Annotated in this window: 22 protein-coding genes and 1 tRNA gene; 11 read left to right on the top strand and 12 right to left on the bottom strand. The window is 65.0% G+C overall.

Annotation, left to right across the window (positions count from 1 at the left end):
• Positions 1–3: 3 nt before the first annotated feature.
• Both QGV55_RS15100 and QGV55_RS15095 read right to left on the bottom strand, forming a co-directional pair.
• The gene (locus QGV55_RS15100; RefSeq protein WP_281019822.1) at positions 4–777 is read right to left on the bottom strand and encodes a carbon-nitrogen hydrolase family protein; all 774 of its coding nucleotides are present in this window, start codon (positions 775–777) and stop codon (positions 4–6) included.
• Positions 774–1,532, bottom strand: coding sequence for a hypothetical protein (locus QGV55_RS15095; RefSeq protein ID WP_281019823.1), 759 nt, complete (start codon positions 1,530–1,532; stop codon positions 774–776). The genes QGV55_RS15100 and QGV55_RS15095 overlap by 4 nt, the downstream gene beginning before the upstream one ends.
• Before the next feature lie 123 nt (positions 1,533–1,655).
• Between QGV55_RS15095 and QGV55_RS15090 the strand changes: the two genes are divergently transcribed.
• The gene (locus QGV55_RS15090) at positions 1,656–2,819 is read left to right on the top strand and encodes a Xaa-Pro peptidase family protein (RefSeq protein ID WP_281019824.1); all 1,164 of its coding nucleotides are present in this window, start codon (positions 1,656–1,658) and stop codon (positions 2,817–2,819) included.
• Between the two features lie 70 nt (positions 2,820–2,889).
• Here the strand turns inward: QGV55_RS15090 and QGV55_RS15085 are convergent, their stop codons facing one another.
• Both QGV55_RS15085 and QGV55_RS15080 read right to left on the bottom strand, forming a co-directional pair.
• The gene (locus QGV55_RS15085) at positions 2,890–4,680 is read right to left on the bottom strand and encodes a hydantoinase B/oxoprolinase family protein (RefSeq protein ID WP_281019825.1); all 1,791 of its coding nucleotides are present in this window, start codon (positions 4,678–4,680) and stop codon (positions 2,890–2,892) included.
• 14 nt (positions 4,681–4,694) lie between these two features.
• On the bottom strand, positions 4,695–6,770 hold the full coding sequence (locus QGV55_RS15080) for a hydantoinase/oxoprolinase family protein (protein ID WP_281019826.1): 2,076 nt from the start codon (positions 6,768–6,770) through the stop codon (positions 4,695–4,697).
• Between the two features lie 59 nt (positions 6,771–6,829).
• Here QGV55_RS15080 and QGV55_RS15075 point away from each other — a divergent pair, with 59 nt between their 5' ends.
• From QGV55_RS15075 to QGV55_RS15055, 5 genes are all read left to right on the top strand, one after another.
• Positions 6,830–8,404, top strand: coding sequence for an MFS transporter (locus tag QGV55_RS15075; RefSeq protein WP_281019827.1), 1,575 nt, complete (start codon positions 6,830–6,832; stop codon positions 8,402–8,404).
• A gap of 114 nt (positions 8,405–8,518) precedes the next feature.
• A tRNA-Ala gene (locus tag QGV55_RS15070) sits at positions 8,519–8,594 on the top strand.
• A gap of 338 nt (positions 8,595–8,932) precedes the next feature.
• Positions 8,933–9,610 carry a nitroreductase gene (locus QGV55_RS15065; RefSeq protein WP_281019828.1) on the top strand — a complete coding sequence of 226 codons (678 nt, stop codon included), beginning with the start codon at positions 8,933–8,935 and terminating at the stop codon, positions 9,608–9,610.
• Positions 9,611–10,291: 681 nt separating this feature from the next.
• Entirely contained in the window at positions 10,292–10,717 is a 426-nt protein-coding gene (locus QGV55_RS15060; protein ID WP_348637647.1) for a MucR family transcriptional regulator, read from the top strand.
• A 142-nt stretch (positions 10,718–10,859) separates the two neighbouring features.
• Positions 10,860–11,354 (top strand): GFA family protein, encoded by a 495-nt coding sequence (locus QGV55_RS15055; protein ID WP_281019830.1) that lies wholly within the window; start codon positions 10,860–10,862, stop codon positions 11,352–11,354.
• A 3-nt stretch (positions 11,355–11,357) separates the two neighbouring features.
• Here QGV55_RS15055 and QGV55_RS15050 read toward each other — a convergent pair whose 3' ends face one another.
• On the bottom strand, positions 11,358–11,963 hold the full coding sequence (locus QGV55_RS15050; protein WP_281019831.1) for a 2-hydroxychromene-2-carboxylate isomerase: 606 nt from the start codon (positions 11,961–11,963) through the stop codon (positions 11,358–11,360).
• A 115-nt stretch (positions 11,964–12,078) separates the two neighbouring features.
• Here QGV55_RS15050 and QGV55_RS15045 point away from each other — a divergent pair, with 115 nt between their 5' ends.
• The gene (locus tag QGV55_RS15045) at positions 12,079–12,747 is read left to right on the top strand and encodes a hypothetical protein (protein ID WP_281019832.1); all 669 of its coding nucleotides are present in this window, start codon (positions 12,079–12,081) and stop codon (positions 12,745–12,747) included.
• A 161-nt stretch (positions 12,748–12,908) separates the two neighbouring features.
• On the opposite strand, the gene QGV55_RS15040 is transcribed toward QGV55_RS15045, so the two are convergent.
• The gene (locus QGV55_RS15040; protein ID WP_281019833.1) at positions 12,909–13,931 is read right to left on the bottom strand and encodes a histone deacetylase family protein; all 1,023 of its coding nucleotides are present in this window, start codon (positions 13,929–13,931) and stop codon (positions 12,909–12,911) included.
• Positions 13,932–13,990: 59 nt separating this feature from the next.
• On the opposite strand from QGV55_RS15040, the gene QGV55_RS15035 reads away from it, so the two are divergent.
• The gene (locus QGV55_RS15035; protein WP_281019834.1) at positions 13,991–15,268 is read left to right on the top strand and encodes a D-amino acid dehydrogenase; all 1,278 of its coding nucleotides are present in this window, start codon (positions 13,991–13,993) and stop codon (positions 15,266–15,268) included.
• Between the two features lie 4 nt (positions 15,269–15,272).
• Here the strand turns inward: QGV55_RS15035 and panB are convergent, their stop codons facing one another.
• Genes panB through QGV55_RS15020 form a run of 3 tightly spaced genes read right to left on the bottom strand, consistent with a single transcriptional unit; the run spans position 15,273 to position 17,700 of the window.
• Entirely contained in the window at positions 15,273–16,091 is an 819-nt protein-coding gene (panB, locus tag QGV55_RS15030; RefSeq protein WP_281019835.1) for a 3-methyl-2-oxobutanoate hydroxymethyltransferase, read from the bottom strand.
• Positions 16,088–16,492, bottom strand: a complete 405-nt coding sequence (locus QGV55_RS15025) for a carboxymuconolactone decarboxylase family protein (RefSeq protein ID WP_281019836.1) — start codon at positions 16,490–16,492, stop codon at positions 16,088–16,090. The genes panB and QGV55_RS15025 overlap by 4 nt, the downstream gene beginning before the upstream one ends.
• Positions 16,493–16,512: 20 nt before the next feature.
• Positions 16,513–17,700 (bottom strand): CaiB/BaiF CoA-transferase family protein, encoded by a 1,188-nt coding sequence (locus QGV55_RS15020; protein WP_281019837.1) that lies wholly within the window; start codon positions 17,698–17,700, stop codon positions 16,513–16,515.
• Positions 17,701–17,831: 131 nt separating this feature from the next.
• Here QGV55_RS15020 and QGV55_RS15015 point away from each other — a divergent pair, with 131 nt between their 5' ends.
• Positions 17,832–18,632, top strand: a complete 801-nt coding sequence (locus QGV55_RS15015; RefSeq protein WP_281019838.1) for an N-acyl homoserine lactonase family protein — start codon at positions 17,832–17,834, stop codon at positions 18,630–18,632.
• A 1-nt stretch (position 18,633) separates the two neighbouring features.
• Here QGV55_RS15015 and QGV55_RS15010 read toward each other — a convergent pair whose 3' ends face one another.
• Entirely contained in the window at positions 18,634–19,245 is a 612-nt protein-coding gene (locus QGV55_RS15010; protein WP_281019839.1) for a hypothetical protein, read from the bottom strand.
• A 152-nt stretch (positions 19,246–19,397) separates the two neighbouring features.
• On the opposite strand from QGV55_RS15010, the gene QGV55_RS15005 reads away from it, so the two are divergent.
• A complete protein-coding gene (locus tag QGV55_RS15005) occupies positions 19,398–19,883 on the top strand; it encodes a thioesterase family protein (protein ID WP_281019840.1) in 486 nt (161 codons plus the stop codon).
• Positions 19,884–19,928: 45 nt separating this feature from the next.
• Positions 19,929–21,701, top strand: coding sequence for a chloride channel protein (locus tag QGV55_RS15000; protein ID WP_281019841.1), 1,773 nt, complete (start codon positions 19,929–19,931; stop codon positions 21,699–21,701).
• Between the two features lie 117 nt (positions 21,702–21,818).
• On the opposite strand, the gene QGV55_RS14995 is transcribed toward QGV55_RS15000, so the two are convergent.
• Both QGV55_RS14995 and QGV55_RS14990 read right to left on the bottom strand, forming a co-directional pair.
• Positions 21,819–22,991 (bottom strand): acyl-CoA dehydrogenase family protein, encoded by a 1,173-nt coding sequence (locus QGV55_RS14995; RefSeq protein ID WP_348637686.1) that lies wholly within the window; start codon positions 22,989–22,991, stop codon positions 21,819–21,821.
• Between the two features lie 169 nt (positions 22,992–23,160).
• Positions 23,161–24,078, bottom strand: a complete 918-nt coding sequence (locus QGV55_RS14990) for a hydrogen peroxide-inducible genes activator (RefSeq protein ID WP_281019843.1) — start codon at positions 24,076–24,078, stop codon at positions 23,161–23,163.
• Between the last annotated feature and the right edge of the window lie 81 nt (positions 24,079–24,159).

Here is a 24,159-nt window from a genome sequence, read left to right as displayed (position 1 = left end):
GGCTCAGACCAGCCGGTCCCGCAGGGCTGCCACATCCCGCAGATAGGGCAGTCTGGTGCGCGCGCTGCGGACCTGGTCAGGATCCATATCTGCCATGATTACGGCTTCCGTTGCGCCTGCACGGGCCTGATCACCCCCGACCGGGTCGAGAATCACGCTTGATCCGGCGTAATTGAGTCCATTTTCCGTTCCGGCGTGATTGGCATAGACTATGTGGGTGCCGTTCTCGAAGGCGCGTGCCGGAATCACCCTTTCGGCAACGACTGCCCATTGCGCGGCAAGCGCGGTGGGGGCGAGGATCACTTCCGCGCCCGCTGCAGAAGCCGCACGCGCAGCCTCGGGAAATTCGATGTCGTAGCAGATCAGCAGGGCGATCCGGATGCCGTGGAGGTCGAACAGGGTCAGGCCTTCGCCTGCCGTGAAATGCCCGACCTCCGGTCCGGGCGGAATGACGAGCTTCCTGTGGTTGGCCAGCGCCTCACCATCACGCCCGATGCAGAGCGCACTGTTGTAGATCCGGCCCCCTGCCGCTTCCGGGTAGCCATAGGCGACCGCCGTCCCCGTCGTTCTGGCGATCTCCGAAACGCGACGGGCGAAGGGGCCGTCCTGCCCTTCGGCCAGTTGCCGGATGCGGTCACCGACGTGATAGCCGGACATGAACAGTTCCGGGCAGAGCAGCAGATCGGCCTGTGCCTGTTGCATCACCTGATACAGCCTCGCCAGACGCGCCTCCGCATCCGCGCCAGCCAGATCACACTGGAACACCGCAACCCTCATGGCAGATGCAGCAGGCGGCCGAGCCCGTCCAGCCGGTCATCGATGCCCGCCAGCCGCAGGGTGTCCCAGAGCATCGCCTGATTGCTGGCGATGACCGGCTTGTCCGACTGTTCCTCCAGCCGCTGCACGACGTCCAGCGTCCGCAGCGCACCGCAGGAAACGAAGATTGCATCCGCGTCGGGCCGATCGAGGGACATGGCGAATTCCCGGATAAAGTCGGGGGTTACCCGGATCATGTCGCTGTCCTTCTCCAGGTTCAGGCCCTGAATGTCGAGCACCTCGAAGCCCGCCCGCTCCAGATACTCGGTCTCGCGGTGATTGATCTCGTCGAGGTAAGGCGTTGCCACGACGATCCGTCTGGCGTGAACAGCGCGCAGGGCGCGGATGACGCCGGTGATCAGCGATGTGGCCCTCGCCTTCGGTGCGCCCCGGTTCAGTTCAGCGAGGACCCGGTCCTCCCCGATCACCAGACTGCCGGAGGTGCAGGCGTAGCAGACGACATCCAGTGATCCGTCCGGCAGCAGGGTTGTGGCCGCCCCGGCCAGCCGGTCGGCCTGCGCCGCAAGCGTGGCATTGGTGATGGAGTCGGGGATGGCAGCGCGGGTGAAATGCATGCCGACGCCGTCCGGCGCGTGGCGCATCATGTCATCCTCGATCGTCTGCTCGGTCGCCAGCAGCACGAAACCGATCTTGGCGCGGTGATGACGACCGGCGTCGAACCGGACATTCCGTGTCGCTGGTGGATATTGCGTCATCCGCATCGCGCTCCCAATCTGTTGCAAGAATTCCACGTGCCTGAACGTCGTACCAGTTCCGAATGCGACCACCGGTGTCGGCGGAAGGCTGACCGGACAGAAGACCTTGAGGGAGACGCACTGATGCTGGAGCAGGCACGCCAACGGACCATCGCGTTTCAGCAGCGGATGCGGGAGGAGGGGATCGAGGTCGCCGTCCTGACCGACGAAAGCTCAATTGCCTGGCTGGCCGGATTCTGGGGCTATCTGTCCGTGGAGTTTGGTCGCCCGACATTCCTGATCATCCGCCCGGACGAGGAGCCAACGGTTCTCACCCCACTGATGGAAAGCGAGATGGTGGGTTCCATGACCTGGGTCAGTCGGATCGAGACCTGGGAGGATGCGGGCGCCAACCGCTGGGAAACCGTTCTGGCGCGCGTGCTGGGGGACCGGCACAGGCACGTCGCGGTGGAGACCGCGACCTTGCCCGCCATCGTGCGCAACTGGTTCGACAGCAGCTTGCCGGACACGCTTCTGACCGACATTGCACCGGTGCTGGGGCCGATGCGCATGATCAAGTCGTCGGAAGAGATCACCGTCATGCGCCAGGCCGGGGAGATCGCCGGGGCAATGATGGTGGCGGCGGAGGGCGCGCTGGCTGCAGGCGTGCCGGAGTACGAGGCCGCGCTGGCGGTGATCAATGCCGGGACACGCAAGGCCGCCGGGTTTCTGACAGCGCGGGGGTGGGAGGCCTTTGTTTCCCCCATGATCCACAATCTGCAGGTCATGCAGTCGGGCCGCGACACCTCGATGGTGCATCGCCGTGCCAGCGTGAAGCCGCTGGCGGTGGGCGATCCGGTCTACTTTTGCTTCTGCAACATGGCGCAGTTCAAGCTCTACAAGCTCGGGTTCGACCGCATGTTCTTTGTCGGCGAGGTTACCGATGATGCCGCCCGGGTGCAGCAGGCCGCCATCGACGCGCAACAGGCGGCGATTGCCGCGATCCGTCCGGGCGTGACGGCGGAATCCGTGGCGGAGGCCGCCAACGCCGTCTATGGCGAACGCGGCTATGTCACCGGCTATCGCACCGGTCGCTCCATCGGCATGTCGTATCTGGAGGCTCCCGAACTCAAGGCCGGGGACACCACCATCCTGCAACCAGGCATGACCTTCGCCGTTGACGGCGGGATCAGTCTGGACGGCAGCCTTGGCGGGCGTATCGGCGATTCCATCGTGGTGACGGCCGACGGTTGCGACTACCTGACCGACTACCCTCGGGAGATCATCATCGCGGGCGGTGGTCGGTAGGTGGGGTGTCCCCTTCCCCCCTGAAGGGGAGGAAGGGGCTTTCTTCAGACCCGGACAGGCCGGGTTCCGGTCACGCGGCGGCGCGTTCCGCGCGCAGCTTCTCGGTGGCGGCAAGGTCGAGTGCCAGGGTCTCGTCGTCGCCTGACCCGGTCAGCACGACACCATAGATGTCGCGGGCCCGGTCGGGGGTTTCATAGCGTTCCAGCACATCCTTCAGGACCTTGCGCGGATCGCGGTCGAGCGGGCTGCCGTAGCCGCCACCGCCGGAGTGATTGCCGCGCACCCGCTCGCCCTTCTTCAACTGGACCTCGACGATGCTGGGCAGTTCCTCTTCCAGCCCGTTGGCGCTGACCTTGAAGTGCTGGCAGGCCGAGCCGGCGTCCCCGCCCCGGACACCCTTCGGTGCGTAGATGGTGCCGTCACAGGGCCAGAGCACATCCATCGGCAGTTCCGTCGGGCCGTAGGAAAGTTCCATGGCCGGTGCGCCGCGCCGCCGCCCGGCGCCGCCACTGCCGGTGACGATGCGCAGATACTGGAACTGCAGCGGATGCTTCAGTTCGTCGATCTCCACCGAGTCGCGATACATCAGCCCGGCCACGACCGGAAGACCATAGGTGATCCAGCCGTCCGCGTTCGGGCCCGCGGGGCCACCGGAACTGGCGATGATCAGCTGGTTCACGTAGGGCTCGGCGTCGGAGCGGTCGTCCTTGCCCGACACCACGGCGAAGCCCGCGCCCATGCCGACGCCGCCTTCAGCCAGACCCCAGCCATCGCCGATCTCCGCGAAGGCGGACTGGACGATATTGATCAGGCGGTCGGCGACATTGGTGGTGGACACCGAACAGCTGTGCGGGAACTTCGGCCGACCGGCGATGGCACCTTCCTTCAGGTGCAGGCGGATACGGCGGAAGGAGCCCGAATTGCGCGGCACTGTCGGGTCCAGCGAATTGAACACACCGGCGATGGTCGAGGCAGAGGCACAGGCCTCACTCTCGTTCAGGCCGCAATCCACATTGTCGATATTGTCGGTCAGATCGACATCGATCATCTGCTCATCCGGGTCGACCCGCACCTCCACATTCAGCGGAATGCCTTCCGGCAGCAGGTCGCCATAGGGGTCATGCGCGCCGGAATTCTTCAGGGTCGATTTCGGCAGCTTGGCGATGGCCTGGGCCATGCGCTCCTCCGAATAGTCGAACCAGTCGCGGATGAAGGCCTTGATGGTGTCCTTGCCGTATTTCTCGCAAAGCTCCTTCAGGCGCCGTTCGCCGATCCGGGCGGAACCGATGCCGGCCAGATAATCGCCGTACCACTGACCTGGCACCCGGATGCGGGAACGGCACATGCGCACCACATCATCGATGTTCTTGTAGTCACGCTGGATGCGCACCGCCGGGAAGATCAGGGCACCTTCCTCGTACTGGTCCTTGGCACTGGCCATGTAGGTGGTCGGCAGGGAATTGCCGATGTCCGCCTGGTGCGCCTTGGCCACCGCGGTGAACATGTGCTCTCCCTCGAAGAACACCGGCACCAGGAAGGTATGGTCGGCGGCGTGGGTGTTGCCCGAATAGGGGTCATTGTGCAGGTAGCAGTCGCCTTCGCGGATGTCGTCGTTGAAGTCGGTCATGGCCTTGGACTGCATGTGGCTGCCGAAGATGTGGATCGGCAGGCCCTCCGCCGCAGCCAGCAACTTGTTGTCACCGGTGCAGATGGAACAGCTGAAGTCCCGCGCGCTGTTGATCACGGCGGATCGCGCGGCACGCAGCAGGGTGTTGGTCATTTCCCGGATGATGCCGTCAACGCGGTTGGCGATGATCGCGGTCATGTAGGAATCGAATTTCTCGTTCTTGGCTTCAGTCATGGGAGGGACTCCTTTCAGGCCACGTCGAGACGATAATTGCCAGCCGCGCTGACGGTTGCGGACATGCCAGGATAGACGACAAGTGTGGTCGTCGGCTCCTCGATGATCGCCGGGCCGTCGATGCGGTTACCGGGTTCGATGTCCGATGCCTTGTAGATCGGGGTGGTCACCGGGGTGGCGTCCCCGAAATAGCACTGGCGGCTGACGGTGGGCTTGCCGGCCTCCGAGGTGCTGTCGATGGCCCCGGCGATGACCGGCGGTTCCGAGATCTGCACGACCAGCCGGACCTTCCAGGTCACGACTTCCACAGGGCTGCCTTCGTCACGCACGGCGAAGACCCGCTCATGTACCTGGTGGAAGGCCTCGACGAAATTGTCGAGATCCTGCTGGGAGTGGAACCGCGACGCGCCGATCGGGGTATCCAGTTCCCAGACCTGTGCCAGATAGCGGGCTTCGGCCACATACTCCAGCCGGTAGCGGTCGCCGCCGCCGGGCAGGGTGTGCCGGAACGTCTCCAGCCGTTCTTCCAGTTCCTCCAGCGTCGCGTTGACCGCTGCCATGTCGAAGCGGTTCGACAGGGTGACAAGGCTCGTCGCTTCCTCTGCCACGATGTCGGCGAACTGCATGCCCGCCGCTGACAGGGCCGAGGCGACCTTCGGCAGGATCACCCGGTTGCAGCCAAGTTCGCTGGCAATGGTCATGATGTTGACCCCTGCCGCGCCGCCGCCCGCGACGATGGTGCTCTCACGGGGGTTGAAGCCTTCGTTGATGGTGATGTCGCTGATGGCACGCATCATCAGGTCACTGGCCAGGCCCATGATGCGGAAGGCCGTTTCCTCGACCGTGTAGCCGGCCTGTTCCGCCACCCGCGCCACCGCGCGGCGTGCGGCCTCCACGTCCAGCGTCATGCGACCACCCAGGAAGTAATCCGGATCGAAGTATCCGAGCACCACGGCCGCATCGGACACCGTCGGGTCCTCGCCGCCGTTGCCGTAGCAGGCGGGGCCCGGGTCGGCGCCTGCCGACTGCGGGCCGACCCGCATCAGCCCGCCTTCGTCGACCCAGGCGATGGAGCCGCCGCCCGCACCGATGGAGCGCATGTCGACCGAGGAAATACCCAGCAGGTCGCCCGTGTAGAGACCACCCAGCCAGGTATCGCGGCTGAAGGTCAGGCGACCGTCGCGCACCAGCCCGACGTCGAAGGTGGTGCCGCCCGTGTCGCAGATGATCACATTGTCGCCCATCGCCTCGGCCTGGGAGAAGGTGAGGCCCGCGATCGGGGCCATCGCCGGGCCGGAGCCGATGGTGTAGATCGGCTTCTGCACCAGTGCCTCGACATGGTTGCAGCCGCCCGCCGTGGTGCTGACCAGGATCTCGCCCGCATAACCTGCCTCGCGCATGTCCTGCTCCAGCCCGCGCAGGTGCGACTGCATCAGCGGCTTCAGGGACGCATCGATGGCAGTGGCGGACGCGCGGCGATACTCGCGGACGATGGGGATCAGTTCATGTGACAGCGTGAACGGCACGTCGGGCATGATCTCCTGGATCATCGCACCGATGGCAAGCTCGTGCTCCGGGTTGGCGATGGACCAGATCAGGCAGACGGCAATCGCCTCGAAGCCCCGGTCCCGGATGGTTTCCAGCGTGGCGCGGGCCTGTGCCTCGTTGAACGGGATCGTCACCTGACCCTGCGCGCCGATGCGCTCCGAAATCTCGAACGTGTGGCGGCGCGGGATGTAGGGGTCGGGAAATTCCTCCGTGAAGTCATGCGGATTGAACTTGCCGCCTTCCTTCAGCAGCAGGATGTCGGGGAACCCTTCCGTGGTGACAAAGGCGGTCTTGGCCACCGTCTTGGTGACAATGGCGTTGGTCGCCCGCGTGGTGCCATAGATCAGCAGATCGGCCTGGGCCAGCAGTTCACCAAAGGAGATCCCCAGTTCGCCTGCGGCTGCGGAGATTGCCTCCTTCATGCCGACGGATATCCGGTCCCTGGTCGTCAGCGCCTTGCCGATGGTCATCTGGCCCTGAGCGTCGGTCACGACCACGTCGGTGAAAGTTCCTCCGGTATCCACGGAAATGCGATAGGCCAAGGTGCTCTCCATACGTTCATGAGTTTGTGCACGAAAGCTTAAGGGCATGCTGGCCGTCAATGCTTCGACAGAGGCGCACCAATGATTGCCAATTCGTGCTGCACCGCGATACCGCGCCGTCGAGACGGGCTTCACGGCCCCGCCAGCTTGTCGCCATGCGTCCGCTGCGCCAGATTGGCGAGGCCATGACCGTCCCGACACCAGAACCGCGCCAGACGCCCCATGCTCCCTGGCAGGAATTGCTGCAGGGCGGGCACCTGCCGCGCTTCGTCGTGCTCTGTCTCGGTGTCTGGCTGCACGCGGCGGACGCATTGATGGTTGCGACCCTGATGCCCAGCGCTGTGATCGAGGTTGGTGGCGCACCCTGGATGGGCTGGACACTGGCGCTCTACGAGATCGGCTCCGTTGTCGCGGGTGCAGCCACCGGCCTGCTGGCGGTTCGCATTGGCCTGCGTCTGGCCATGTGCGGTTCCGCCAGCCTGTTCGCGCTCGGGTGCCTGGCGAGTGCCGTCGCACCCGACATGGCGGTGATCCTGATCGGTCGGCTGGGGCAGGGGCTGGGCGGTGGCGCACTGGTCGCCATTGTCTTCGTTGCCACGGACCGGCTGTTTCCGGACCGTCTGCTGCCCGTGGTCATGGCGCTGATCTCCGCGATATGGGGGGCATCCGCCTTCTGCGGACCCCTGATCGGGGGCATCTTCGCCAACGCCGGTCTCTGGCGCATGGGCTTCGTTGCCTTCGCGGTTCAGGCCATCCTGCTGGTCCTGCTCGCCCTTTTCCTGCTGCGCAGCGACCGGCCTCCCAGGGGGCGTGCATCTTCAGGCGCGGCGGCCGCGGTACCCTGGACACGCCTGTTGCTGCTGCTGCTGGCCATCGTCTCGATCGCCACGGCGGGAACGCTGGCAGCAGGCGTGGCCTCGGTCGGCCTGATCCTGCTCGGCGTCATGATACTCGTGACCTTCTTCCGGCTGGACCGGGGGGCTGTCGTCCGCCTGTTCCCGCGCAACACCCTGGCGATCGGGTCGCCTGTCGGTGGCGGGATCCTCTTCGTCCTGTTCTTCTCCACCGGCACCATCTCCTTCACGCTCTACGGTCCGCTGCTGGCGCAGATGCGGTTCGGGGTCTCGCCCCTGGTCGGTGGCTATCTGGTGGCTTCCGAGTCCGTGGCCTGGACGATTGCGGCGCTCGCGGTTTCAGGACTGTCCCAGCGCCACGGGATGATCGTGATCCGGGCCGGTGCGGCGCTGATGACCATCGGTGTGCTGGGATTGGCGATGGCCCTGCCGCAGGGGTCGATCTGGAGCGTGCTGCCGTTCACCTTCTGCCTCGGTGCAGGCTTTGGCGCTGCATGGGCCTTTGTGCTGCGCCGCGTCATCGCCTCGGCGCTGGAGGGTGATCGCGAACGGGCTTCTGCCGCCGTGCCGACGACACAGATGATCGGCTACGGTCTCGGTGCCGCGCTTGCCGGTCTGTTCGCCAATCTGGCAGGTTATGCGGACGGCATCGATGCGGCGGATACCGGTGTGGTCGGCTTCTGGGTGTTCGCGGGTTTCGCCCCCATACTGGCGCTGGGCTGGCTGACGTTGCGGGGTCTTTCGCGGTGCGCGGAAAGTGCATCGGCGGCCGCAGACTGACTGCCGGTTCGCCTGTTGGCCCCGGGCCGTATTGAGCGCTTGCAATCCGCATCGGCTTTGCCTAGTTTCCGCCTCCGTCGCGGGCCGCTTTGCGGAGCTCGCCACGAAAGCGGTGGGGCCATAGCTCAGTTGGGAGAGCGCTTGAATGGCATTCAAGAGGTCGGCGGTTCGATTCCGCCTGGCTCCACCATTTCTCCTTCTTCGCTGAAATGACCTCCGAGGGGCTCCCCCGTCGCGCACCTTGATGCCCGTCTGTGGTTTTCCTTGCCAGGGTGAACGTGGTCGCGGTTTCCGAGGAGATGGAACTCGTACGTACCGCGGCGAAAGCTGTCGCGATCCATTTGCCGGCGCGATCCCGGATCCCGACCGGGTTGCCTGTTCGTTTGCCGAGAGAGAAGTGCATTGTCCCAACCTGCGTGCAGCGCAGTCCGGGTGCCCCGGTTTTCTGCCCCCCTGCCGACGCGGTCCATGGTATCTGGGTGCAGGATGCGGCTCTGGTCCGCACGGCAGACCGATGGGGGAGAGACGATGGAATTTGACGAACTGGTGCGCGCGCGCCGCAGTATCCGTGGCTACAAGCCTGATCCGGTACCGCAGGCGCTGATCGAGGAAATCATCGAGCTGGCGACCGGGGCGCCGTCCTCCATGAATACCCAGCCCTGGCACCTGCATGTCGTGACGGGGGAACCGCTGGACAGGATCCGGCAGGGCAACAGCGAACGGATGCTGGCCGGTATCAAGCCGCAGCGCGAGATCCCGACCCATGGAGAGTACGAGGGCGTGCACCGCCAGCGGCAGATCGACATCGCCGTGCAGCTCTTCGAGGCGATGGGAATCGAACGCTATGACAAGGAACGCCGCCAGGACTGGGTCATGCGTGGTTTCCGCCAGTTCGATGCGCCGGTCTCGATTGTCGTGACCTATGACAAGGACCTCGACCCTGGCGCGACGATCGCGCATTTCGATCTGGGCGCCGTGACCTACGGTCTTGTTCTGGCCGCCTGGACCAGGGGTCTGGGCGCCGTCATCAACGGGCAGGGCATCATGCAGTCGGCGGTGGTTCGCGAACACGCGCGGATCCCGGAGGATCAGGTGATCATGACCTGTGTCGCGATGGGCTATCCGGATGAGGATTTTGCAGCCAACAAGGTGAAGTCGGTCCGGCGCCCGGTCTCCGAGGTTGCCACATTCGTCGGCTTCGACTGATCACCGGGGGCTGACCGGAGCATCCTGGCACCCGTGTCCGGCTGACAGTACGGCCGGGTTTCGGGCACCTGGTGCCCGACAGGCAGCTAATGCGTGCATGAAACGAAGATGAAGCAGCCGGAAAGGGGTCGGGGCCTGTTGCCTTCTGATGGGTTTCAGCCGGTCGCGCGGCAGGTGCGTCGCGCTCCATGCATGCATGACCGATTCGGCAAATCGCATCTGCGTGATTTACGCCCGGTCACCGGGTCGCCGGGTGCCGGAGAATTGCCGCTGCGGTGCGCCCATTGGCCATGCATCGAATGCGTGGGTATGGCGCGGTCTCGACATGGCTTTCCGTTAAGGGCGACTCCGGGCGACGGTTCAGTCGCAACAGAGGCGCGGCCAGCCGCTGTGCGTTCAGTCATCGCGGAGGCGTCGAGACCTGCACTGTCGCCCACTTAGCCGACCTGTTATCTATCCCCCCGGCGGTGACCGTCAGCGCATCGGCCTGTTGTCTTGGCGGCGTGGATACGCTCCGATCACCTGCGGAATTCAACTCTTCCACCCTTGATGGTGACGGGGGACCGATTGCTGTTTTTGGTTGCAATTCCGGCTTCGTCCGATCAGCATATTGTTTGAAAGCAAGGACTTAATGCAATTGTCTGAAATTCGGACAGGGCATCAGTACGGTATCTTGGGAGGATGCGGGTGAGCAGTGAAGATGAAGACGGTTCACTTGCGCGGATCCTGAACATGACTGTTCAGATCGTGACCGCCTACGTTGCAAGAAATGAAATCGGTGTCGACGGACTGGTTTCCCTGATCGGCGACACGCAGGCTGCACTTACCGGGATCAAGAGCGGCGGCGTTGCGCCGGATCCGCAGGATCAGGAGCCGGCTGTGCCGATAGAACAGTCCGTCAGGGACCAGTATCTGATCTGCCTGGAAGATGGACGGAAGCTCAAGACTCTCAAGCGGCATCTGCAAGCGGCTTACGGACTGACGCCCGAACAGTACAGGGCCAAATGGCTCCTTCCGCCCGACTACCCCATGGTCGCTCAGTCCTATTCGCGCCAGCGCTCCGAATTTGCCCGGAAGAGCGGTCTCGGCAAGAAGCAGAACGACTGAAGTCCGGTCGGTGCCGCTGCGCGCGGCAATTGTACGAAACCGCCATGATGGATACGGTCCCGCGGGGGGCAGGACCGGTCCGCAGTCGACGATGGTCGGGCTGCATGTCTGCCTCCGGACATTATGGAGGAGAAACCGGAAAATGTTGCTTGAGGGATCATGCCATTGCCAGGCGGTTCGGTTTCGGGTGCTCTGCCCGCATCCCTACCCCTTCAACGTCTGTTACTGCGGCATCTGCCGCAAGACCGGTGGCGCCGGTGGTTCGGCGATCAACATTGGTGCGGAGGCGGCGAGTCTCGAGATCCTCCAGGGGGCGGACCAGCTTCGCAGCTACCATGCGCGCATGGAGGGCGACGACGGGACCGTGTCGCAGAGCAATGCGGAACGGAGATTCTGCGGAACCTGTGGCTGCCACCTCTGGCTGTTCGACAGCCGCTGGCCGGACCTGATTCACCCGCTGGCCAGTGCGATCGACACGCCCTTGCCTGTCCCGCCGGAGCATACGCACCTGATGACGGACTTCCGGCCGGACTGGGTGATGTTCCGCCCCGATCCGACGGATCGCCAGCATGGGCGCTATCCCGATGAGTCCATAGCTGACTGGCATGCGCGCCTTGGTCTGGCCGACAGCGACTGAGCTTCACCAGCCGTCGCGGGTCATCCACTGGTCCAGCATCTCGATCCGGTCCGCACCCCAGAACAGCTCACCGTCAACGATCATGGTCGGGGCGCCGAAGACTCCCTTGTCGCCGACGGCTTCCCGGGTCAGCTCCCGCAGTCGGTCCTTGATGCCCTGATCGGCGATTGCCCGCGCGGCCTGATCCGTGTCGATGCCGGTTTCACCTGCCACCTGCAGCACGACCGCCCTGTCACCGATGAACCGGTTTTCGACGAAATAGGCGCGATAGATGGCGTGGAGGAACGGCACGGCCTGCTGTGGCCGGTGCCGGTCCAGCCAGATGAACAGCCGCGAAGCGTCCTGTGCCGCCGCCGGAAAGGGATCGGGCAGCGAGAAGGGGATGTTCCAGAGCCGCGCCGAGCGCGCGAAATCATGCGTGGAATAGCGCCCCTTGGCATCATAGTGGGTCAGGGGCTTGGTACCCTCCGCGCGGAAGGCGATGCCCAGCAGGAAGGGACGCCACGCGACGCTGCGCCCGTGCTTCGCGGCCAAATTCTCGATCCGCTCCGACGCCAGATAGGCATAGGGGGATGAGAAATCGAACCAGAACTCGATTTCCTTCGCCATGCGTCCGCTCCATGTTGTCCGTGTCACGAGATAGCGGTCACTGCGACGCGGTCAATCCGCGACAGCGGCACGGGAACCGGTTGCGCGCCGGCTGACCTGCTGGGATGCTGCGGCCATGTCGAGAATTGCTTCAGTCCTTCTGGCCCTGCTGCTGATGACAGGTGTCGGTCATGCCGCCAATTGTCCGGTTGCCGAGGTTGCGGATTTCCAGGCCAGCATCGAATGGCTGGAGCCGGAGCTGATCCAGGATCAGGCGTCCGCAGCGCTGCCTGCGTCGCAGCGGCGTGGCCAGAGTTTTCCGGGCGCGAACCGGCGGAAACTCGGCTCCACGGAGTCGTCACTGCACGTGCGGACAAACCTGGTGGTGTCGGAACTCGCGGCAGACCGGGGCTGCTATGCCCTGTCACGCCTGGTGGTCAATATCGTGGCCGGCCCCGTCAGGATCTTCGTGGCCCGCGAACTGGACCCTGACAGTTGCCCCTATCGCGTCACCCTGGCGCACGAGCAGAAGCACGTCGATGTCTTTCGGGAGGCGGCGGAGAACCTGCTCGCCGAACTGGAGAACGACATGCGCGTGCCGTCCATGCGCCAGTCCATCCCGGCAGAAACCATTCAGGTGGCCGTTGAGCGCTTCCGGCAGGCCATCAACGTGCTGGTCGGCGATGCCCGAAGGCGGGTCGACCAGGAAGCCACGCGCCGGAATGGTGAGCTGGACACCCGCAGCGCCTATCGCGCTGAGCAGGAAAAGTGCCCGATGCAGGACTGGCGCATTCCGTTCGAGTAGGTCTCGGTCGTGCCTGTTTGTGCACCCCGGCCAGCCCTCTCCCCCTCCCGACCACCCATCAGGATACTCGCGTGGGTGGTCGGGAGGGGGAGAGGGCTGGCCGGGGTCAGCAGACAAATCCCCGTAGGTCTGGCCGGGGCCATTCAGACAGCCCCCGCCCCTCAGCCGTTCTCGAAACCGTCCAGGAAGGCGGCAAGATTGGCGCCCAGTTCCTCGCAGAGGTAGCCACCTTCCTGAATGATCGCCACCGGACCGGGGAAGGCAGAGATGGCGGCACCTGCGCGTCGGAAGCCTTCGGTCGTGATCTTCAGGACGCCAAGCGGATCATTCTCCTGCGGGTCCAGGCCAAGCGACAGCAGCAGGACCTCGGTGCCGTTGCGCTGCAGCTCGGTCAGGGCATGGTCGATGGCCTGCAGCCAGCCTTCATCGCCGGTGCCCGGCGCCTGGGGCAGGTTCAGGTTGAACCCCAGCCCTTCGCCCGCACCACGCTCCCCCGCGTAGCCCGCGAAGAAGGGATAGAAGTTGCTCGGATCCGCATGAATGGAGACGAAATAGATGTCCTTGCGGTGATAGAAGATGCCCTGCGTGCCGTTGCCGTGGTGAACATCGATGTCCAGGATCGCCGCGCGATGGCCCTGTGCCCGCACCCAGTCGGCGGCGATGGCGACATTGTTCAGGAAGCAGAAACCGCCAGCCTGGTCGTGATAGGCATGGTGTCCCGGCGGGCGGCAGAGCGCATAGGCCGGCGATCCGTTGCTGAGGACGTCAGCGGCTGCGGTTACCGCGCAGTCCGCGGCGGCCCGCGCCGCCTCCCAGGTTCCCGCACCGATGGGGCAGGCCGTGTCGGCCATGTGCCAGCCGGCCTGTCCGATGACATGCGCCGGATAGTGATCCATGTGCCGCCCCGGATGCATGTTGGGAATGACCGACGGCGAGGGGTTGGGCAGGGCCTGCCAGCGCTCGTGCGCGGTGGCCAGGAATCGCAGGTAGTCGATGCTGTGAATGGCGGCAATGGCGCTATCCGGTGCCGGATCGGGTGCGGTGATCTCGTGTCCCGCGCTGCGGACTGCGGCAAAAAGCCGGTCGGCCCGTTCTGGACATTCGGGACTGGGGAGGACACGTCCGCTGGAGATGAATGACTCCGGCGCGTGCAGTTCCTGTTTCGGACTGTATATGACTTTCATGCGGCGGATGTTGGACCAGACGGCGGGCCCCGGCAAGCCGTCGCGGAACCCGGTCACAGGTGACAGGAGACGAAGCCTTGCGGATCGTCGTGCTCGGCGCAGGAATCATTGGTGTGACGACGGCCCATGCCCTGGCATCCCGTGGTCACGAGGTGACCGTGGTCGATGCGGAGGCGGGACCGGCGAACGGGACCAGCTTTGCCAATGGTGCGCAGATCAGCCCCTCGGAGGCCGTGCCCTGGGCTTCGCCGGGGTCGCTGCGCCTGGCGCTGCGCTGGATGGCAAGTGCCAATGCGCCGTTCCGGCTGAACCTGCGGGCCGACCCGCGGCAATGGGCCTGGCTGGGCCAGTTCGTGCGGAACTGTACCGACGGTCGCTGGCAGGCGAATGCGCCGGCCATGGTCCGGCTGGCGGAGCACAGCCGCCACTGCCTGCAGGCGCTGAACGAGAACCATGAGCTGGCCTACCACCGCGAAAAGCGGGGCATCCTGCGTGTCTACGACAGACCGGAGAAGGCGCGGGCGGAACTGGCCCATATCGGCCATGTGATGCAGGACCATGATGTGCCGCTGCAGGTGCTCGACCCGGACGGGTGCGCCGCACTGGAACCGGCGCTGGCCGATGCGGTGGCGAGCGGACGCGTCGGGGCGGGCATTCTGGCACCCACTGATGAAACCGGCGATGCGCATCAGTTCGCCATCGAACTGGCCCATGTTGCCGCCGCGGCAGGCGTCCGGTTCCGCTATGGGGAGCGTGTCAGGTCCATCACCTCATTCTGCGATCATGTCACGGGGGTCGAGACGGACCGGGACGAGATCCGCGCCGAGCGGGTGGTGGTGGCGCTGGGTCTGGCGTCGGTGGATCTGATGCGCGGCCTCGGCGTGGCCCTGCCGATCTATCCGGTGAAAGGCTATTCAGCCACCGTGCCGGTGGCGGGCTCCAATCGTGCACCACGGGTCAGCATCACCGATCAGGGCAATCGCTTCGTGGTCAGTCGGCTGGGCGACAACCTGCGGGTCGCGGGCAAGGCGGACATCATCGGGCACGATCGGGCCATCGATCCGCATCGGGCCAGCAATGTCCTTGATGACCTGTTCGGACTGTTCCCGGAGGCGGGTGACCGCAGCCGCGCCACTGTCTGGTCCGGCCTGCGGCCCATGACACCCAGCGGCATTCCGCTGATCGGGGCGAGCGACATGGAAGGCCTGTATCTCAACACCGGCCACGGTTCGCTCGGCTGGACCATGGCCGCCGGTTCCGCCGACCTGCTCGCCCACCTGATCGACGGCCAGCGCCCGGCCATCGACCCGGCCCCCTACGCGCCGGTTTCGCGCTGACGGGTCACTTGTCCTTCGGCATGCCGAAACAATGTTCGGGTCCGGGGAAGGTGCGGGCGCGGACTTCGTCGGCGTAGGCGCTGACAGCCGTGCGGATGGTGTCGGAGGCTTCGGCGTAGCGCTTGACGAACTTCGGCATGTAGTCGCTGGCCAGTCCGATCAGGTCGTTCACCACCAGAATCTGACCGTCGCAGGCGGGCGAGGCCCCGATGCCGATGGTGGGAATGGCAACGGTTTCGGTGATCTCCCGCGCCAGTGGCTCGATCGTTCCCTCGATCACCATGGCGAAGGCACCGGCATCATCGACGGCCTGCGCGTCCGCCATGACCTTCAGCGCCATCTCCGACTTGCGGCCCTGTGTGCGGAAGCCGCCCATCATCGCGACCTTCTGCGGCATCAGGCCGACGTGGGCCAGCACAGGGATCCCTCGTTCGGTAAGGAACCGGATGGTCTCGGCCATTTCCTGCCCGCCCTCCAGCTTCACGGCGGAGCAACCGGTTTCCTTCATCATGCGCACCGCGTTGCGGCAGGCCATCTCCGGACTTTCCTCGAAGGATCCGAAGGGCATGTCCACCACCACCAGCGCCCGCTTCGCACCGCGCGTCACGGCCTGGCCATGCATGATCATCATCTCCATGGTGACGCCCTGCGTGGTCGGCAGCCCGTGAACCACCATGCCGAGGCTGTCGCCGACAAGCATGAAATCGACAAGGTCGTCGATGGCACTGGCCGTCGGATAGTCATAGGCGGTCAGCGAGACAATCGGTGTGCCGCCTTTCCGGGCCTTGATTCCGGGCACGGTCATCGGCTTCTGGTCGGTCATTCGGATTTCATCTCCTCGTTCGGGTCGATGCCTTCTTCCTCCATTACCTGCCGGGCCAGCCGAAACGCCTCGACGCCCGCCGGGATGCCGCAATAGACCGCGACCTGAAGCAGCACCTCGCGGATCTCCACCAGGCTTGCGCCATTCTTCAGCGCGCCCTTGAAATGCAGCTTGAACTCCTGCGGCCGGTTCAGGGCCGACAGCATGGCGAGATTGAGCAGGCTGCGGTCCCGGCGGCTCAGCCCCTCGCGGCCCCAGGCCCCGCCCCAGCAGTATTCCGTCACCATGTTCTGGAAGTCCTGGTTGAAGGCGTCGGCGGCGGCCATGGCACGGTCGACATATTCCGCACCCACCACTGACTTCCGGATATCGAGCCCGGTTTCGAACAGATCCTTGTCCATCGTGTCTCCCCCGTCGGGTTTCAGGTCCGCCGCTCTTCCAGCGTGATGCCGGCGGCGTAGAGCTTGTCGATCGCATCCTCGTCCAGGCCGGCCTCCCGCAGGATGGCGCGCCCGTCGACACCGAAGTCTGGTGGTGTCGAGCGCACCGAGCCTGGCGTGCGAGAGAGTTTCACGGGGATGCCGGTGCCCCGGTAGTTGCCCTTCGACACCACCATCTCCCGCGCCAGCGTATGCGGATGCGCAGCAACCTCCGGCACCGTCAGGGCGGCACCGGCGGGCACACCGCTGGAAAGCAGCTTCGTTGCCAGTTCCAGCCCGTCCCATTCGGCGCACAGCGGTTCCAGGATCGCGTCCAGTTCCGCGCGGTTCACGCTGCGGTCGGGATTGTGCAGGAACCGCGCATCCTTCGCGACCTCGGGTCTGCCAAGGATCTCCATCAGGCGCTGGAACTGGCGGTCATTGCCCACCGCCAGGAACAGGTCCGCGCCCTTCGTGCGGAACAGGTCATAGGGATAGATATTGGGATGTGCGTTGCCGGTCAGCTTCGGCGCATTGCCGGACTGGAAGAAGTTCGGGGCGTGCGGATGCTGCATCGCCACACCACAGTCGAACAGGCTGACATCGACATACTGGCCCTTGCCGGAGCGGGCGCGTTCCTGCAGCGCCGCGAGGATACCGATGGCGGAATAGAGACCGGTGCCGAGGTCCACGAGCGGAATGCCCAGGCGGACCGCGCCGCTCTCGGGCGCGCCATTGACCGAGATCAGGCCGGTCCAGGCCTGGATCGCGGCGTCATAGCCCGGCAGGCCACCGAACGGGCCATCGGCACCGAAACCGGAGATACGGCAGTGCACCAGCTTCGGGAAGCGCTTCGACAGCACGTCCTCGTAGCCGATGCCCCATTTCTCCAGCGTGCCGGGCTTGAAGTTCTCCATCAGCACGTCCGCGCCTTCCAGCAGCGTCATCAGCACCTCGCGGCCTTCAGCCTGCGACAGGTCGAGACCGAGGCTGCGCTTGTTGCGGTTGACGCCGGAGAAATAGGCCGAAAGACCGTCCTGGAACGGCGGTCCCCAGTCGCGGACCTCGTCCCCCTGCGGGGGTTCCAGCTTGACCACATCGGCACCGTGATCCGCCAGGATCTGGGCGCAGTACGGCCCACCCAGGACCCGCGTCAGGTCAATGATCCGAAGACCGTCGAGAGCGCCCATGTTTTCACATCCTCCTCAGGGGAATTCAGGTTGGCTCAGCGATAGGGGAAGGTCAAAGGGCTTGCAAGGGCCGGACGTCTGGTGACGATGAGGGTTGCAGGAACGGGGACTGAAGACCGGGGGAGAATCCGATGACCAATGCTGCGCCATTCGAGGTCTATGCCATCAAGTATGCCGAGCGGGAGGCACGCCGCGGCGATCACTTCATCGGGGGCGACCCGCATGATGCGCCGATGGACATGGACTATTTCATCTGGGCGCTGGTACGCGATGGCAAGGTCTGGGTGGTCGATACCGGCTTCGACGTGCTGGATGCGGAGCGGCGCAACCGGCGCCTGGTCCGCACGGTGCGGGAGGGACTGGCCCTGATCGGCATCGAGAGCCATGACGTCGAGGACGTCATCATCACCCATCTGCACTACGACCACATCGGCGGGCATGCACATTTCCCGAAGGCCCGGTTTCATCTGCAGGACAGCGAGATGTCCTATGCCACCGGACGCCAGATGACCCGCCCCGCCATCAGCCATGCCTATACCGCCGACCATATCGCCGATCTGGTCCACCACGTGTTTCAGGGACGGGTCGAGTTCCATGACGGAGAGGCCGAACTGGAACCCGGCCTGTCGGTCCATCATGTCGGCGGCCATACACAGGGCCTGCAGGTGGTCCGGGTCTGGACCCAGGTCGGCTGGATCGTCCTCGCCTCCGACGCCAGCCACTACTACGAGAACATGGAGGCGGACCGCCCCTTCGTCATCGTCTGGAATCAGGGGGAGATGCTGGATGCCTTCCGCACCATGCGCCGTCTGGCCGATGACCCCGACTGCATCGTCCCCGGCCATGACCCGAAGGTGTTCGACCGCTATCCTTCGCCGCAGGGGCAGAAGGGCATGGTGGTGCGGCTGGACGTGATGCCGTCCCGCGGCTGATCTAGGCGAGAACGCGCAATCCGTTCAGCATCGCGCGGGCGACCTTTGCGGGCAGGGTGGTGACCATGTCGCCGGTGCCCCGGGGCACGGTCGCAACCCCGGCAGACGGGATCACCCGGGCGAGTTCCAGGATCGATTCCATGCTGACCTCCGCGTCCTGCTTGCCCCAGACAAGCGTCGTGCGGCAGTCGATATGCCCCAGCCGGTTGCCGACACCTTCACCTGAGACGGGACGCTGTTCCGCATCCAGCCCGATCGGGGACAGCAGGAAGAGGTGACTGAAGGTGCCGGGCATGGTGGCGGCCAGTTCGGCGGCCACCGCCGCGCCTGCGGCATGACCTGCCAGCATCGGCGACCTGAGGTCCGACGCCGAAAGCAGTTCGATCACCTTGCGCTGGATCAGCGGGACATCGCCGATTGCCCGGAATCCGTCCAGGACCGGGGCAAGAACGGCAAATGCGGACGACAGTTCCGACAGCAGGCTCCGGTCCGCCTCCAGCCCGCTGATCCCGTGGATGTAAAGCAGGGGACGCCCGGAGCCGTCATTGGTCTTCAGGACGGTACATTCACTGCCGTCGGGCAGGCGGAGAGCCGAACGTTGCAGGCCGTTCATGTCGATGCGTCCTTCGCTCGCCAGGTGATGCGGCGTGTCTGTCCAGGGCATCGCGGGTCAGTGTGATGTCCCTGCCGCATTCATAGTTGGAGATCATGTGCCATGCCGTCAACGGCGCTTGCCTGCCGCCGCGTTCGCGGTAGGATCGAAACATGAGCAATTCCGAACCCTTGCATATCCTCGATGCCACCGTTCTGAGCGACTGGATCGACTACAACGGCCACATGAACGTCGGCTACTACAATGTTGCCTTCGTCAAGGCGACCGACGCCCTGTTCGATCATCTGGGCATCGGCGTCGACTATGTGCGCGAGACCAACAAGTCCTTCTTCACCCTGGAGACCCACGTCCACTACATGGGCGAGGTGCTGGAGGGGGCGCCGCTGCGCTACGACGTGCAGTTGCTGGACCATGACGCGAAGCGGATTCATGCCTTCTTCCGCATGTATCACGCGACGGAGGGGTTCCTTTCCGCCACCTCCGAACAGATGTGCCTGCATGTGGACCTCGGCACCCGCCGGTCGGCAGAGATGCCCGCCGAAGTTCAGCAGGCCGTGGCCCGTCTGGCCGAAACGCAGAAGGATCTTGCCTGGCCGGAACAGGCCGGTCTGGGCATGCGTATCCGTCGCAAGTCCTGATGCAGGGACCGGCGACATGACCTCTTCTGCGCCGGACCGGGACTGATGCTTGGTCCCCTTTTCCGCAACTCGTTCCGCGACTTTCGCCCCTTCCGTGATTTCGTTCCACGGCATCAGTTCTATCTGATCGGCATTGCCGTGATCGTCGGGCTGGCGGTCGGGTATGCCGCGATCCTGTTCCGTCTCGCGCTCAGCGGCACGCAGTTCCTCTTCTTCGGCGAAACATCGGAATATCTGGTCGCCACTGTGCAGGCCCTGCCATGGTGGCACGTGGTTCTGGCTCCGGCGGTGGGCGGCGTCATCCTGGCCCTGTTCCTGCGTTACCTCATGCCTGGCGGACGGCCGCAGGGCGTGCCGGATGTGATCGAGGCCGGGGTCTACAACGAAGGACGTATGTCACTCCGCACCGGTCTCGGGGCCGCGTTCGCCAGCGTGATCTCCCTCGGTGCCGGCGCCTCCACGGGGCGGGAGGGACCGCTGGTGCATCTGGGCGGCGCCATATCGGGCTCCGTCGGCAAGTTGCTGAAGATGGACCGGCTGGACGGCCATACCCTTCTGGCCTGCGGGGTGGCAACGGGCGTGGCGGCGTCCTTCAATGCGCCCATCGCCGGTGTCATCTTCGCGCATGAGGTCGTGCTGGGGCACTATGCGCTGCGGGCGCTGGCCCCGGTCGTCGTGGCCTCCGTCATCGGCACTGTGGTGACCCGCATCCACATCGGTGACTTCCCGGCCTTCCTGATCCCGCAATACGACATCCTCAGTTTCTGGGAATTTCCGGCCTTCATGCTGCTGGGGATTGTCTGCGGGATCATGGCCCTGATCTTCTTCTGGTCGGTCGGGTTCACGCGGGACGTGATCGAGGATGTGCTGAAGATCCCGGTGTTCTGGCGTCCGCCCATCGCCGGTCTGGCCGTCGGTGCCATCGCCCTGCTCTACCCGGAGGTGCTGGGCGTGGGGTACGAGGCGACGGACAATGCCCTGAAGCAGCTCTACCCGCTGTCGCTGCTGATCCTGCTGGTTGCGGCCAAGATGGCGGCCACGTCGATCACCATCGCGGGCGGGTTCGGTGGCGGTGTCTTCTCGCCTGCGCTGTTCATCGGTGCCATGACCGGTGGCGCGTTCGGACTGATCGCGGCCCGCATTTTTCCGGAGCTGGCGGCGGAACACGGTCTTTACGCGATGGTCGGCATGGGGGCCGTCGCCGCGGCGATCCTGGGCGCACCGATTTCCACCACCCTGATCGTGTTCGAGCTGACGGGTGACTACCGGGTCACCATTGCACTGATGGTGGGCGTCGTGCTGGCCACCGTGGTATCGCGGCAGTACCGCTACATCAGTTTCTTCCACTGGCAGCTTGCCCGCCGGGCGGTGGATCTGGTGCAGGCGGACGAGGTGCTGATGCATGCGCAGACCGTGCGGCGCGTCGCGGCCAGTGACTACCTGGCGATCACGCCTGAAACCACGTTTTCCCAGTTGAGGGAGATGTACCGGGAGAGTGAGGCGCTGGCTCACTTCCTGGTCGATGAGAAGGGGTTCCTGCTTGGCTGCCTGCAACCCAACGACATCAAGTACGCGCTGCTGGATCCGCATCTGAACGACATCTGTCGCGCGGTCGATATCTCGACCCCGACGACCGTGGTGCTGCATCAGGACATGCCGCTCGACGATGCCCTGAAGGCGTTCCGGGGCACGTCATTCCGGTTCCTGCCCGTGGTGCGTAACCCGGACGACAGGGAACTTGTCGGTGTCGTCTACTTCAGGGACCTGCTGGAGGCCCACAACAGGGCCCTCAAGGAAGCCCAGGACGAGACGCACTAGCAGGGGGCTTGCTGCCAACCGTGCCGCGCTCTCCTCCTCCCGACCACCCGTTTCAGGATACTTGCGTGGGTGATCGGGAGGGGAAGTGCGGCGGCCGGGTCAGCGACTAGCGCATCATCAGCCGCGTTTCAGCTGCTTGGCCAGTGACCAGCGATGCACTTCCGACGGGCCGTCATAGACGCGGAAGGCGCGGACATCGCGGAAGATGCGCTCCACTTCCGTATCCCGCGTCAGGCCGAGACCGCCCAGAACCTGCAATGACCGGTCGACGGTGCGATAGATGGCTTCCGAGCAGATGACCTTGGCCATGGAGCTTTCGCGTCCGCCGCGTTCGCCCTGGTCCAGCACCCAGGCGGTGTGCCAGATGGTCAGCCGCGACTGCAGGATATCCATCTCGTTGTCGGCAAGCTGGAAGCCCACGCCCTCGTGATCGATCAGCGGCTTGCCGAAGGCCATGCGCTCACGGGCATAGCCGGTGGCGATATCGTGCGCCCGTCGCGCGGCACCCAGCCAGCGCATGCAGTGGGTCAGACGCGCCGGGGCCAGGCGGACCTGCGCATAGCGGAAGCCCTTGCCGATCTCCCCCAGCACCGCGTCGCCATCGACACGCAGGTCGTCGATATCGACCTCCGCATGGCCGCCGGTGAAGCTGGAATCCATCGTGTCCAGCACCCGCACGATCTTCACCGCCGGGTTCGGCAGCGGTGTCATGAACATCGAGGCACCGATGTTCTCGCCCTTCTCGTCGACCGTATTGGCCATGACGATGCCGACCGAGGCGCCCTCCGCCCCCGTGATCAGCCATTTGCGGCCGGAGATGCGCCAGCCGTTGCCGTCCGGCCGCGCGATCGTCTGCATGGCCGAAGGGTCGGAACCGGCACCGGGTGACGGCTCCGTCATCAGGAAGATGGAGCGTGCCGAACCGTCCGCCAGCGGCTTCAGGTACTGCTGCTTCTGCGCCTCCGTCCCCACGTGATCCAGCAGGTGCATGTTGCCTTCATCCGGCGCGGCGATGTTCAGCGCCACGGGACCGAGCATGGAATAGCCCGCCGCCTCGAAGATCACCGCCTTTGTGCGGTGGTCCGCCCCCATGCCGCCCCACTCGGTCGAGACATGTGAACTCAGCAGCCCCTCCGCCTTTGCCAGAGCCACCAGCTCGTCACGCAGGTCCTCCGACGGTCCATGCGATCCACGCCTGCTGTCCTTCTCGAACGGGATCACCTTCTCCGCCACGAAGCGGGTCACGCGATCCTGCAGTTCCTGCTGCTCGTCCGTCAGTGCGAAATCGATCATTTCAGTACCTCCCCTGATCTCGCGTCATTCATCGTACATGCCTGCCGACAAGTAAATGGCGGGCTGATCCGGGTGAGCCTGGTCGGGCGGTTGACCGGCACCTCCGCCCGGCGCGAAGCAAGGCACCACGGACGATGACAGGTGCGCGCCGCAGGGCCGTGCGCGTTCAGAGACGCGGGAACCCCGGGAAGTCGCGGGCCACGGTCGCCTGGACCAGATCGCCAAGCATTCCGAAGTCCGCGGTCCGGGGGGAGGTGCGTCGCCACCCCATGCCGATGGTGCGAAACAGGCCCCGGCCGGACAGGGGGCGGGCGACGACGCCACTGGCCGAGGTCAGTACTGTCTGGACATAGACACCCGGCAGGAAGGAGATGCCCATGCCCAGGGCCACCATCTGGCGCAGGGTATCGAGGCTCGTGCCCTCGAAGTCGAACCGCAATCGTGCGCCGAACTCGGCGCAGAGCTGTTCGACCTGTTCATGCAGCTGATGCCCGCTTTCCAGCGCCAGCACGTCCTGGCCCTGCAGGTCGTTGCGGTCCAGGACCGGTCTGTCTGCCAGCGGGTGATCTTCGGCCACCACCACGAAAAGCGGTTCACGGAACAGGGGCCGGGTATCGATCTCGTGACCCCGCAACGGCAGCGGGGCAAGGATGACGTCGTGCGAACCGTCAACCAGTGCCGGTGCCAGTGCCTCAGGCTTGTTCTCCCGCACGTGCATCTTGAACGCGGGGTGTTCCGCATGGAGTTCCGGCAGCAGCCGGGGCAGCAGATAGGGCCCGATGGTGGGGGCCAGACCCAGTCGCACCGTTCCTCCCATCCGTCCCTGCGAGGTCGTGGCGATATCTCGGATCTCCTGTGCCTGGCGCAGCATCTGGCGCGCGATCTGCTCGATCCGGCGGCCTGCATCGGTCAGCAGGATGGCGTTGCGCCCACGCTCCACCAGCGACACACCCAGCCGCTGTTCAAGCGTGCTGATCTGCGCGCTCAACGTCGGCTGGCTGACACCGGTCTTCTCCGCAGCCTTGCGGAAGTGACGTGTTTCCGACAGGGCGACGAGATATTCGAGCTGCCTCAGGCTGGGCATGTCGGTTTCCTTCCCTGTGACCTGCGTCTCCGCACCTCTAGTTAGGCAGTCTTTCGAGGATGATCATCTTCATAGAGAAAA

Origin of the sequence: Minwuia sp. IMCC3009 (assembly GCF_029909415.1) — a bacterium.
Taxonomy (GTDB): Bacteria; Pseudomonadota; Alphaproteobacteria; order Minwuiales; family Minwuiaceae; genus Minwuia.
This window is presented reverse-complemented; position numbering and strand designations above follow the sequence as displayed.